This window comes from Pseudomonas sihuiensis (assembly GCF_900106015.1).
In the GTDB taxonomy this organism is placed as follows: Bacteria; Pseudomonadota; Gammaproteobacteria; order Pseudomonadales; family Pseudomonadaceae; genus Aquipseudomonas; species Aquipseudomonas sihuiensis.
Genome location: NZ_LT629797.1, coordinates 5,242,377 through 5,254,801 on the forward strand (window position 1 = coordinate 5,242,377; position 12,425 = coordinate 5,254,801).

General features: G+C 63.9%; 11 protein-coding genes. 5 read left to right on the forward strand and 6 right to left on the reverse strand.

The annotated features are described in order from the left end of the window. Positions 1-12 precede the first annotated feature (12 nt). Positions 13-1,107, forward strand: a complete 1,095-nt coding sequence (gene thiO / locus BLT86_RS24470) for a glycine oxidase ThiO (protein ID WP_092380146.1) — start codon at positions 13-15, stop codon at positions 1,105-1,107. Positions 1,108-1,193: 86 nt separating this feature from the next. On the opposite strand, the gene BLT86_RS24475 is transcribed toward thiO, so the two are convergent. The 4 genes from BLT86_RS24475 to BLT86_RS24490 form a co-directional block, all read right to left on the reverse strand. Beyond that, entirely contained in the window at positions 1,194-2,534 is a 1,341-nt protein-coding gene (locus tag BLT86_RS24475; protein WP_092380148.1) for a sigma-54-dependent transcriptional regulator, read from the reverse strand. A gap of 2 nt (positions 2,535-2,536) precedes the next feature. Next, on the reverse strand, positions 2,537-4,129 hold the full coding sequence (locus BLT86_RS24480; RefSeq protein WP_092380150.1) for a sensor histidine kinase: 1,593 nt from the start codon (positions 4,127-4,129) through the stop codon (positions 2,537-2,539). After that, complete coding sequence (locus tag BLT86_RS24485; RefSeq protein ID WP_092380152.1) at positions 4,119-4,355, reverse strand: PP0621 family protein; 237 nt, start codon at positions 4,353-4,355, stop codon at positions 4,119-4,121. The genes BLT86_RS24480 and BLT86_RS24485 overlap by 11 nt, the downstream gene beginning before the upstream one ends. Positions 4,356-5,433: 1,078 nt before the next feature. Next, positions 5,434-6,426, reverse strand: coding sequence for an outer membrane protein assembly factor BamD (locus BLT86_RS24490; protein ID WP_092380155.1), 993 nt, complete (start codon positions 6,424-6,426; stop codon positions 5,434-5,436). Between the two features lie 137 nt (positions 6,427-6,563). Between BLT86_RS24490 and rluD the strand changes: the two genes are divergently transcribed. The 4 genes from rluD (at position 6,564) to BLT86_RS24510 (ending at position 10,123) form a co-directional block, all read left to right on the forward strand. After that, positions 6,564-7,538 (forward strand): 23S rRNA pseudouridine(1911/1915/1917) synthase RluD, encoded by a 975-nt coding sequence (rluD, locus tag BLT86_RS24495; RefSeq protein ID WP_092380157.1) that lies wholly within the window; start codon positions 6,564-6,566, stop codon positions 7,536-7,538. Next, entirely contained in the window at positions 7,535-8,266 is a 732-nt protein-coding gene (gene pgeF, locus BLT86_RS24500; protein ID WP_092380159.1) for a peptidoglycan editing factor PgeF, read from the forward strand. The genes rluD and pgeF overlap by 4 nt, the downstream gene beginning before the upstream one ends. Before the next feature lie 129 nt (positions 8,267-8,395). Continuing rightward, complete coding sequence (locus BLT86_RS24505) at positions 8,396-8,986, forward strand: TetR/AcrR family transcriptional regulator (RefSeq protein ID WP_231976560.1); 591 nt, start codon at positions 8,396-8,398, stop codon at positions 8,984-8,986. Between the two features lie 27 nt (positions 8,987-9,013). Then, a complete protein-coding gene (locus BLT86_RS24510) occupies positions 9,014-10,123 on the forward strand; it encodes an NADH:flavin oxidoreductase (RefSeq protein ID WP_092380163.1) in 1,110 nt (369 codons plus the stop codon). Positions 10,124-10,249: 126 nt separating this feature from the next. Here the strand turns inward: BLT86_RS24510 and BLT86_RS24515 are convergent, their stop codons facing one another. Both BLT86_RS24515 and bsrA read right to left on the reverse strand, forming a co-directional pair. Then, positions 10,250-11,473, reverse strand: coding sequence for a glycosyltransferase family 4 protein (locus BLT86_RS24515; protein ID WP_408003010.1), 1,224 nt, complete (start codon positions 11,471-11,473; stop codon positions 10,250-10,252). Between the two features lie 34 nt (positions 11,474-11,507). Next, on the reverse strand, positions 11,508-12,410 hold the full coding sequence (gene bsrA, locus BLT86_RS24520) for a LysR family transcriptional regulator BsrA (RefSeq protein ID WP_092380167.1): 903 nt from the start codon (positions 12,408-12,410) through the stop codon (positions 11,508-11,510). Positions 12,411-12,425 lie beyond the last annotated feature (15 nt).

A 12,425-nucleotide genomic window follows, 5' to 3' on the forward strand; every position in this document is an offset into this window, starting at 1 on the left:
GGTGGAGTCTTGATGTCGGAAAAGTTTCTGATTGTGGGGGGTGGTGCTATTGGCATGCTCTCAACGCTATTGCTTGCGCGAAGTGGGGCAGATGTGTGTTTGCTTGAGGGGCGGGCTCTGGGCCGCGAATCCTCCTGGGCCGGTGGTGGCATCGTGTCGCCGCTCTATCCGTGGCGTTACAGCGCTGCGGTCACGGCGTTGGCGCATTGGTCGCAGGATTTCTATCCGGGGTTAGCTCGGCTGTTGCTGGAAGACACCGGCGTCGATCCCGAGGTGCATGTCACCGGGCTGTACTGGCTGGACCTCGATGATGAGGCCGAGGCGCTGGCCTGGGCTCGGCGTCAGGGGCGCGAGTTGTTTCCGGTGGATATCGCTGAGGCGTATCAGCAGGTGCCTGTTCTGGGTGGTGGTTTCCAGCGCGCCATTCATATGCCGGGTGTGGCCAATGTGCGTAACCCTAGGTTGGTCAAAGCGCTGCGGGCGGCCTTGACGGCCATGCCCAACGTGGAGCTGCGTGAGCATTGTCCAGTCACCGGGTTTGTTCAGGACGGCGGGCGGATTCGCGGAGTGACTACGGCCGACGGCGAGATTCGTGCTGATCGCGTGGTGCTCGCTGCTGGCGCCTGGAGCGGCGAGCTGCTCAGAACGCTTGGTCTGGAGTTGCCGGTCGAGCCGGTGAAAGGGCAGATGATCCTCTACAAGTGCGCCGAGGATTTTCTGCCAAGCATGGTATTGGCCAAGGGGCGCTATGCGATCCCGCGGCGTGATGGGCATATCCTGATTGGCAGCACGCTGGAATACGCCGGCTTCGACAAGACGCCGACCGATAATGCGCTGGAAAGCCTGAAAGCATCGGCCGAAGAGCTGTTGCCTGCACTCAAGGATGCCGAGGTGGTCGGGCATTGGGCAGGTTTGCGGCCTGGCTCGCCCGAGGGCATTCCGTTCATCGGCGAGCTGCCTGAGCACCCGGGGTTATGGCTGAACTGCGGGCATTTCCGCAATGGGCTGGTGCTGGCGCCGGCATCCTGCCAGTTGCTGGCTGATCTGATGCTCGGGCGTGAGCCGATCATCGATCCGGCACCTTATGCGCCGGCGGGGCGTTTTTAATAGTCGCTCGTCAACGCTTGCAGGGGACGGCGCAGGCGGTCTTGATCGCCGGCAAGCCGACTCCTACACAAGCGTGATCTCGGGGTTCAGTCGATACCCAGCTTCTTCAGGCGATAGCGCATCGAGCGGAAGGTCAGGCCCAGGCGTTGCGCGGCCGCCGTGCGGTTCCAGCGGGTTTCTTCCAGTGCCTGCATGATCAGTTTGCGTTCGATGTCCTCGAGGTAGTCCTCGAGGTTGTCGATCTGCGCCAGGCTGGCTTCGCCTCCTTCGTTGCTGGGGCCACTGGCGTCGGCCAGGCGCAGGTCGCTGGGCGTGATCTGATCATCGTCGCAGAGCGTGTAGGCGCGTTCGAGCATGTTTTCCAGCTCGCGCACGTTGCCGGGGAAGCGGTAGTTCTTGAGCTTTTCCAGGGCGTCGGGGTGCAACTTGGCGGCGGCCAGGCCAGTGCCATCGGCCAGGCGCGCGAGCATCAAGTCAGCCAGCTGGGCGATATCTTCGCGACGTTCACGCAGCGGCGGTACGCGCAACTCGATGACGTTGAGGCGGTAGTAGAGGTCCTGACGGAAGCGGCCAGCAGCGACTTCGGCAGCAAGGTCCTTGTGGGTGGCGCAGAGGATGCGCACATCGACCACCACTTCCTGTTGGCCGCCGACGGCGCGCACGGCCTTTTCCTGAATGGCGCGCAGCAGTTTGACCTGCATCGGCAGTGGCAGATCGGCGACCTCATCGAGAAACAGGGTGCCGCCATTGGCCGCCTGGAACAGGCCCTGTTTGTCTTCGATGGCGCCGGTGAAGCTGCCTTTCTTGTGGCCGAAGAACTCGCTTTCCATCAGCTCCGAGGGTATCGCGCCACAGTTGACCGGAACGAAGGGCTGTTCGACGCGCGGCCCCTGCTCGTGAATCAGGCGCGCCACCAGTTCCTTGCCGCTGCCCGATTCGCCGCTGATGTAGACCGGCGCCTGGCTGCGCGAGAGTTTCTGGATCTGCTTGCGCAGCGACTTCATCGGTGGCGAGTCGCCGAGCAGGCGGCTGTCGACCGGGGTTTCCTCGCCTTCGGGGGAGCGAATGCGCAGGGCAGTGGCGACCAGTTCGCGCAGGCGACCGAGGTCCACCGGTTTGGTGAGAAAGTCGAAGGCCCCGGCCTTGAGCGAGTTGATCGCGGTGTCCAGGCTGCCGTAGGCGGTGATCATCGCCACGGGAACCTGCGGGTGGCGTTGCTGGATGTGTTGCACCAGATCCAGGCCGGTGCCATCGGGCAGGCGCATATCGGTCAGGCACAGGTCGAACGGCTCGCGTGCCAGCCACTCGCGCGCTTCCTTGACGTTGCGGGCGCTACGGGTGTCCAGCTTCATGCGTCCGAGGGTGATTTCCAGCAGCTCGCGGATATCGGGTTCGTCGTCGACGATCAGGGCTCTCTGACGGTTCATGCTCAGCTCAGTTTGCGCGGATGGGCGAAGGTGATGCGGAAGCAACTGCCGCCCCCTTCACGAGGTTTATAGTCGAGGCGGGCCTGGTTGCCCTGGCACAGCTCGCGAGAAATATACAGGCCGAGGCCGGTGCCCTTGTTGTCGGTGGTGTAGAAGGGCTCGAAGATGTGCTGCTCCTGCTCGGGCGGCACGCCGGGGCCGTCGTCGAGGATTTCCAGCACCGGCAGGTCGCTGTTCTCGTCACGGAAAAGGCGCAGCCAGACCTGACCGATCTTGTGCTGCTTGGCACTATAGCGTAGGCCGTTCTGCACCAGATTGGTCAGCACCTGGGTCAGCTGGTGCGGGTCCATGCGTGTCTGCAGGCTGCCGCCCTGGGTCTCCAGGTGGATCTGTCGGTTAGCTGGTGCCGAGCTGCGAAACTCGCTGGCGAAGCGGTGTAGCCAGTACTTCAGGTCGAGCAGTTGCGGTTCGGCCTGGCGCCTACGTGACAGTTGCAGAACGTTCTCGATCACCAGGTTCATGCGCTTGGAGTGATCCTGAATGATCTGTGCCAGGCGCTGGTCCGGGCCGTGCAGATCCTCCGACTCCTGCAGCAATTGCGCGGCATGGCTGATGGCGCCGAGCGGGTTGCGAATTTCGTGGGCGATGCCGGCGGTAAGGCGGCCGAGCGAGGCCAGCTTGAGTTGCTGCGCCTGCTGGGCGATCTGCGATATGTCGTCGAGAAACACCAGGGTATGTTGCTGATCGCCGCGTTGCAGGGAGATGAAACTGGGCTGTAGTACCGGCCCGTCGACCTGTGCCTGCAGGCTGTCCGGGCGTAGGGTTGGGTTATGCAGCCATTGTTGGAGGCGTTTGACCAGTTCTGGGCAGTGCGGATCGATGATCTTGCCGCTGAGTTCACCTCGCCCGAGCAGCTGCGTCGCGCCCTGGTTTGCCAGCAGTACGCGATGTTGGGTGTCGAGCACCAGAATGCCGGTGCGCATGCGCTGCAGGATCTGCTCGTTGAGTTCTTCCAGGCTGGCGACATCCGCTGCGCGTTGTTCGGCCAGGCTTTCGCTGACCTGCAGGCGGCGGGTGATGCCCTGGATGAACAGGGCGCCGGCGAAGCACAGCGCGCCGAGGGCACCGGCCTGGACGTATTGTGCGGCAGCAGCGGGGCGGCTGAGGCTGAGGTAGAAGGTCAGGTAGATCAGCGCCATCGCGGCAATGGCGGCGATCAGCAGGCCGATGCGGCCGCGCAGCAGGATATTGGCGATGGCCACGGCGACCACCAGCAGGTTGCCGATGCCGCTGGGCGTGCCGCCGGCTGCGTAGAACAGGGCCGAGAGGAATATCACGTCGACCAGCGCCAGGCTGAACAGCTGCACCAGGTGCTTGGGCTTTTGCACCAGCACGGCGATGAAGATGTTGAGGATCAGGTAGACCCAACTGCCTGTACGAAACAGCTCGATATGCACGACATCGAAAAACTGCTCGTCGAAGTTGCTGGAAATCAGCAGAACCAGGGCCAGGCCGATACTCAGGCGATAAAGATGGTAAAGCCTGAGAATGCGCCGTCCCTGGGTTCGGCTTGGTGTGCTGAGCTCAGCGTTCACCTGTGTGTGGGCCTTGTTCGAGGTGAGCCTGGCTGCAGTACCACTGCTGATCCTGGCTCAGTGCCTGGGCCTTGGGGATGTGCACGCCACAATGCGCGCAGCGAACCATGGGCGCGGCGGCGTCCTCGGCTGCGCGCGTACGTTTGGGCTGGCTGATGAAACGGCGCCAGATCCAGATCGCGGCAAAGATGATGGCGACCCAGAACAGCAGGCGGAAAAGACCCATATCGTGCTCTTTTGTTCGTTGAAAGTCGGCAGTTTAGCCAAGCCGAGTGCATTGGCACAGTGCAGCGAAGGCAGCGTGTGAGCTGTTTCCTCGCGGCAGGGCGGTTGATGCTTGCAGGCCTGAAATACCGGGCATGAAAAAGGTTCTTCGCATATTTTGGGGAAAGTGCGGGTTGATACTGGACTGGCAAGTTTGTGTGCGTAGCGCTTACTGACTTAGCACTATCCATTACCGCGTGCACTGAACGTTTGGGGTGCCAAAGAAGGGCACCCCGACATCCGGGTTTCGCTACGCGAAACTTCCCTCGCTCCGGCGCTGCTCTGGGGGCCGGCTTACAAGGGACGTCCCTGGCCCTTTAAGCGGGGCCGCCATCGGTATCTCGCCGCATCCATGCGGCTCGTCCCCCTGCGCAACACCTCCACTCGGCCTCCTGAAGGGGACCAGGTCGCGAGCTTGCGACATCTCTGGAAGATCAAAGTCGGTAGCGTTTGGCTTTTGCTCTTGATGCACGATCTCACAGACGACGCCCAAGTCCCCTTCAGGAGGCCGAGTGGAATCGCCGTGGAAAGGGTTGAGCGACATGGATGTCGCGAGAGCTGCGATGGGCCAGGGATGGCCCTTCGTGGCGTGCCCCTGGAGCGGTGATGGAGCGAGGGAACCCCGGCGCAGCAGGGCGGGGGCGCCTAGCTCGGATGGTGGGGTGCCCTTCTCTTTGGTCACTTTCTCTTGGACAAGCAAGAGAAAGTGACTCGCCCGTAAGGGGCGAAACCCATCAGGTCAGGCGGCGTGCTAATGGATAATGCCAGGTCATCGACAGCTAACACGTAGTTGCCAGTCCGGTGTCAAGCGTATCTTCCCCGCGATAACGCGAAGAGCCATGAAAAAGGGAGGCCGTAGCCCAATGTCGATCAGATAAGCTTGCCGAAGCGGTCTTTCGTAGGAGCCCCGCCCCGGGGCGAAGCTTTTCAATCGCGTATCGCCCTGGTTCGCGGCGGGGCGCCGCTCCTACCCATTGGCAGCGTCGACGCTTAACTGACAGACATTAGGCCGTAGCCTCCCTCGTTCAGTCACGCTGCGCTCAGTCGAACAGGCCGAAGGTCAGGTAGCTCCAGATCGAGCGCTTCTTCGCCGTTTCGCCGGTTTTGGCGTCCTGCTGCAGTTCACGCGGGATCTGCTGTGCGGCGTCTTCATACTGGCGGATGACGTCCTGGCTGGCGCGGGTTTCGCCCGGTGGCAGCGGCGTTTCGGTTTCGATCAGACCCAGGGTGGCCTTGGCTAGCCAGGATCGGTTGTCGGCTTCTTCTTCGCGCGGGACGAACTGGCCGTTCTCCAGGCTCGGGTGATCGGGGTAGTTGAGCTTGAGGGTTTCCAGGCTGGTGGCTGCCAGATCGTCCAGCGACAGGCGCTGGTAGGCCTCGGTCATGATCGCCAGGCCGTCACCGACCGACGGGGTTTCCTGGAAGTTCTCCACTACGTAGCGGCCACGGTTGGCGGCGGCGACGTAAGCCTGGCGGGTGAGGTAATAGTGGCCAACGTGGATTTCGTAGGCAGCCAACAGGTTGCGCAGGTAGATCATGCGCTGCTTGGCATCCGGCGCGTAGCGACTGGTCGGGTAACGGCTGGTGAGCTGGGCGAACTCGTTGTAGGAGTCGCGCGCGGCGCCCGGGTCACGCTTGGTCATGTCCAGCGGCAGGAAGCGCGCCAGCAGGCCGCGGTCCTGGTCGAAGGAGGCCAGACCCTTGAGGTAATAGGCGTAGTCGACGTTGGCGTGCTGCGGGTGCAGGCGGATGAAGCGCTCGGCAGACGACTTGGCGGCCTCCGGCTCGGCGTTCTTGTAGTAGGCGTAGATCAGTTCCAGCTGCGCCTGCTCGGCGTAGCGGCCGAACGGGTAGCGCGACTCCAGCGCCTTGAGTTTGGCGATGGCCTGGGTGTAGCTGCGGTTGTCCAGGTCGGCCTGGGCCTGCTGGTACAGCTCCACCTCGCTGAGGTTTTCATCGACCTCCGGCTGCTTGGATGAGCAGGCGGCGGTAAGGGCGAGGATGGCGATCAGCAGCAGGTGTTTCACTTGCATGGCGGCTTGCGTCCCTGTGACGGCCGCGCGGCCGTCCTGTTATGATGAGCGCCCCCGGAACCCCTGGGGCAAAGACGCAGTATTTAACCACAAGCCTGTCGCCGAAACCAAAGGCCTGGCTCCCGCCGTTGCCTAAGATGACTTCTATAAACAAACAGCTAATTCAACTCCAGGCCGTCGTTCCCTTTGAACAAGGCGGTCAACGCCTCGACCAGGTGGCTGCGCAGCTGTTTGGCGAGTTCTCCCGTTCGCGCCTTTCCACCTGGATCAAGGAAGGTCGCCTGACTGTCGATGGCACCGTGGCACGCCCGCGCGACACCGTGCATGCCGGCTCGACCCTGGTACTCGATGCCGAGCAGGAAGCGCAGGGCGAGTGGGTCGCGCAGGACATCGAACTGAACATCGTCTATGAAGACGAACACCTGCTGGTGATCGACAAGCCAGCGGGGCTGGTGGTGCATCCGGCTGCCGGGCATGCCGACGGCACCCTGCTCAACGCGTTGCTGCACCACGTACCGGATATCGTCAATGTGCCGCGTGCCGGTATCGTCCATCGCCTGGACAAGGACACCACCGGCCTGATGGTGGTGGCCAAGACTCTGCAGGCGCAGACCAACCTGGTCGAGCAACTGCAGAAGCGTACCGTCAGCCGCATCTATGAATGCATCTGCATCGGCATGATCACCGCCGGCGGCACCATCGATGCGCCCATTGGTCGCAGCTCCAGCCAGCGCCAGCGCATGGCGGTGACCGATGGCGGCAAGCCAGCGATCAGTCACTACCGCGTGCTCGAGCGCTACCGTTCGCACACCCATGTGCGGGTCAAGCTGGAAACCGGGCGCACGCACCAGATTCGTGTGCACATGAGCCACGTTGGCTATCCGCTGGTGGGCGATCCGGTCTATGCCGGGCGTTTCCGCATTCCGCCAGCCTCCAGCCCGACCCTGGTGCAGAGCCTCAAGGAGTTTCCGCGTCAGGCCCTGCATGCGCGTTTCCTCGAACTGGATCATCCAGCCACCGGCCAGCGCATGAAGTGGGAGTCGGAACTGCCGGGTGATCTGGTCTGGCTGCTGACCCTGCTGCGTCAGGATCGCGAGGCGTTCGTCGGGTGAGTGCCCACGACTGGCTGACGCCCGACTGGCCTGCGCCAGCCAATGTGCGCGCCTGTGTTACCACGCGCAGCGGCGGCGTTAGCATCGCGCCGTTCGATACCTTCAACCTCGGTGATCATGTCGAGGACGATCCGGCCGCAGTAGCGAGCAACCGTCAGCATCTGGTCGATACGCTCGGCTGCCAGCCTGCCTGGCTGCGCCAGGTGCACGGCATCGTGGTGGCAGAGGCCGATCCGGCGAGGGTCATCGAAGCCGATGGCAACTGGACTGCTACGCCGAGTATCGCCTGCACGGCGATGACCGCCGACTGCCTGCCAGCGCTGTTCTGTGACCGCGCCGGTACCCGCGTGGCAGCGGCCCATGCCGGTTGGCGTGGGCTGGCTGGTGGTGTGCTGGAGGCGACAGTCAAAGCCCTGGATGTCGCGCCGCAAGAGCTGCTGGTCTGGCTCGGCCCGGCCATCGGCCCGACTGCGTTCGAAGTTGGGGCTGAAGTGCGCGAGGCCTTCGTGCAACAGCATGCCGAGGCTGCTGCGGCGTTTGTGCCCGGCGCCAACGCTGGCAAGTTCATGGCTGATATCTACCAACTGGCGCGCATTCGCCTGGCCGCCATCGGCGTGACCGCGGTCAGCGGTGGTGGGCTGTGCACCTACAACGACCCGCGTTTCTACTCCTATCGCCGCAGTGCGCGCACCGGGCGTTTCGCTTCGCTGATCTGGCTGCAGCCTTGAGCTTGAGGGCGGGTGAAACCCGCCGCACGCATGGCTGGCGGGTTGCACCCGCCCTACGTTTTCTAATCCTTAATCACCAATATCAATAGTGCTGTCGCGAGCGAGACGACCGGTCATATGCTTGGCGCCATGAACAGCATTCGACTCGACAAGCGCGACTTGATCCTGAGCAAAGGCTCGGCGGTGATGACGCGGCGCGGTTATCACGGCACCGGCGTACTGGAAATCGTCCAGGCCGCCGGGATTCCCAAGGGCAGCTTCTATCACTACTTCGCCAGCAAGGAAGACTTCGCCCTGCAGGCGCTGGCCTTCATCTATCGGCCGCGGCTGGCGCGTTATGGCCAGGCGCTGAATGATCCGGCGCTGAGCCCGCGTGCACGCATCCTCGCTTATTACCTTGACCTGCTGGCGCACTTCGCTCGGCAGGAGACGCCGCAGTACCACTGCTTCATCGGCAGCCTGAGTTTCGAGATGAGCGAGATGCTGCCGGCGATCGGCGCCGAGGTCGCGGCCATTCAGCAGGCCTCGGTGGACATCCTGCGCGACTGCCTGGAGCAGGCGCAGGCCGCCAGCGAACTTCCGGCTGACGAGGACTGCGGCAACCTCGCCACCTTCATCAGCGACGCCTGGCAGGGTGTGCTGGCGCGGCTCAAGGTGGGCCGCAACCTGCAGCCGCTGGAAGCTTTCGTCAACCGCCTGGAGCGTTTGCTGCAGGCCTGATTACCGTTCAACCCCAGAGGAAAGATGATGAGCGCTCCCGTTCAAGCCCTGTTCGCCCCGTTCCGCCTCGGTAACCTGGAGTTGCCGACCCGTGTGGTCATGGCGCCGATGACCCGCTCCTTCTCGCCCGGTGGCGTGCCCAACGCCAAGGTCATCGAGTACTACCGCCGCCGTGCTGCGGCGGGTGTCGGCCTGATCGTCACCGAAGGCACCACGGTCGGGCACAAGGCGGCCAACGGCTACCCGCACGTGCCGCGTTTCTATGGCGAAGACGCCCTGGCCGGCTGGAAGCAGGTGGTCGACGCGGTGCATGCCGAAGGCGGCAAGATCGTCCCGCAGCTCTGGCACGTGGGTAACGTGCGCAAGCTGGGCACCGAGCCGGATGCCAGCGTGCCCGGCTATGGCCCGATGGAGAAGGTCAAGGACGGCCAGGTGGTCGTGCATGGCATGACCCAGGCCGATATCGACGAAGTGATCGCCGCCTTCGCCCAGGCCGCGCGCGATGCCCAGGCCATCGGCATGGACGGTGTGGAGATCCACGGTGCCCACGGCTACCTGATCGACCAGTTCTTCTGGGAGGGCAGCAACCAGCGTACCGACGGCTATGGTGGTGACCTGGCGGCGCGTTCGCGTTTCGCCATCGAGCTGATCCAGGCCGTGCGCGCTGCGGTCGGCCCGGACTTCCCGATCATCCTGCGTTACTCGCAGTGGAAGCAGCAGGATTACACCGCGCGCCTGGTGCAGACTCCGGAGCAGCTGGAGGCCTTCCTCAAGCCGCTGTCCGATGCCGGCGTGGACATCTTCCATTGCTCGACGCGCCGCTTCTGGGAGCCGGAGTTCGAAGGCAGCGACCTCAACCTGGCCGGCTGGACGCGCAAGCTCACCGGCAAGCCGACCATCACTGTCGGCAGTGTCGGCCTGGATGGCGAGTTCCTGCAGTTCATGGTCAAGACCGACAAGGTGGCCGAGCCGGCCAGTCTCGAGAATCTGCTCGAGCGCCTGAACAAGGAGGAGTTTGATCTCGTCGCCGTGGGCCGCGCGCTGCTGGTCGACCCGGATTGGGCGCTGAAGGTGCGTGAAGGCCGCGAGCAGGACATCCTGCCGTTCAGCCGTGATGCGCTGACCACGCTGGTCTGAGTCCGTTTCTATCGGGCGCCGCGATCCGGCGCCCCATTTTCAGCCCCGGCACATCGGGGCTTTTTTACATCTGCATGTTTTGAGTGGATGTGATCACGTAGGGCGGGTGCAACCCGCCAGATTGTCTCAGTGGCGGGTTTCACCCGGCCTACGGGCAAGCTCCGTGCTGACGCAGAGGTGCGCTGGCTGCATGGCGCTGCGCAGGTGCTGTTCGAACAGCGCGACGATGCCATCCCAACTGAGGTGGCTGGCATGTCGGCGGGCATTGAGGCGGATGCGCCGCAACACTTCCGCCTCTTCCAGCAGCTCACAGGCGGCTTCGCAGAAGCCTGCCTCGTCACCGGGGCGGGCGAGCATGCCGTTGTGCCCGTGATGGATATGCTGGGCGGCCGCAGCCTGGTCGAACGCCACCACGCCGAGGCTCGATACCAGGGCTTCCAGCACCACGTTGCCGAAGGTTTCCGAGAGGCTGGGAAACAGGAACAGATCGCCCGAGGCGTAGTGCGTGGCCAACGCTTCACCGCGCTGCAGGCCGCAGAATAGCGCGTCTGGTAGTTGCGCCTGGAGGTTGGCGCGCAGCGGCCCGTCGCCGACCAAAATCAACCGCATGCGGCGCTGCGGATGAGCTGTCTGCAGGGCGTGGAAGGCTTTTACCAGCAGGCCAAGGTTCTTCTCTGCCGCCAGGCGACCTACATGCAGCACGGCCAGATCATCCGGCCCCAGGCCCCAGCTTTCGCGCAGGGCGTCGCTGCGTCGGCGTGGGTGGAACAGCTGGCTGTCGACACCACGGGCGAGCAGGGCCAGGCGTTCGAAGTCGCGGCGTTCGAGGTCGACCTTCTGGCCGATGCTCGGCACCAGCGTCAGCTGCGTGCGGTTGTGAAACCAGCGCAGGTAGTTGGTCATGGCCCGGGTCAGCAGGCCGATGCCGTAGTGCCCGGTGTACTGCTGGAAATTGGTGTGAAAACCGCTGACCACTGGGATCGCCAGGCGCCTGGCCGCGCGCAAGGCGGACAGGCCAAGCGGGCCTTCGGTGGCGATGTAGAGCACGTCCGGTCGCTGCCGTTGCCAGCGCCTGAGCAGCTTGTGCAGGGATGACTGACCCCATTGCAGGCCGGGGTAGCCAGGTAACGGCCAGCCGCGGGTCAGCAGCAGGTCATCGTCGGAGTCTTGCGTGAGGTCGATGTCCTGGCGCGGCCGTATCAGTTGCACGCGGTGGCCACGGCTACGCAGGCCGTCGACCAGGCGACCGAGGGTGTTGGCCACGCCGTTGATTTCCGGCGGGAAGGTTTCGCTGATCAGCGCGATATGCAGAGACGGTGCGTTCATAGGCCCAGTCTCTGCCCGGGTCATGTAGTGCACATGACGTTTCGATTGCGGTTATGTGTCAGGCGAGCAGGCCGTGCAGTTGTTCGCGTAGCCAGGCATGTGCCGGGTCGTGGTGCTGCTCGCGATGCCAGATCAGACTGATCTGCACGGCGGGCATGTCGAAAGGCAGCGGCGCGACCTGTAGGGCGAAGAGCGGCGCGAAGGCGTCGGCCAGGCGCGCGGGTATGGTGCCGAGTAGGTCTGTGTGGGCGACGATGGCCGGAATCGGCAGGTAGTTGGGCAGGTGCAGCGCAGCCTGACGCCGAACTTTGGCCGAGCCCAGGACGATTTCCAGTGGTGAGCCACGTCCTGCTCGCGGCGTCACGATCACGTGGCGAGCCTGTTGGTAATCCTTAAGGTTCAGGCCGCCGACGAAGGCTGGATGATCCTTGCGCCCGATCACCACCAACGCCTCCTCGCGCAGGGGCGCGTAATGCAGGTCGGGCGAATCGACATGCAGATAATCGATGGCCAGGTCCAGGGCACCGCTCTCCAGGCGCGGCAGCAGGTTGTCGGCGTCGTCGCTGTGCGCGACAACCTCAACCTGTGGCGCGACACGGGCCAGATGCGCCTGCAGCATCGGCAGCAGCGCGGCCTGGGCGTAGTCGTTGAGCGACAGGCTGAACACGTGTGGCGCCTGCACATCGAAAGGCTCTGCCGGGCCGAGGCCGGCCTGCAGCAAGTGCAGCGCCTGACGCACGGGTGGGTAAAGCGCCAGAGCGCGCGCGGTCGGCGTCATGCCGCGCGCGGTGCGCTGGAACAACTCCTCGCCCAGTTGCTGACGCAGACGGGCGAGGGCGTTGCTGACCGTCGACTGGCTCAGGTGCAGACGCTGGGCCGCGCGGGTCAGATTGCCCTCCTGCATCAGGGCATCGAAGACCAGCAGCAGGTTGAGGTCGAGCTGGCGCAAATTCGTTATCACGGATAATGCTCTTTT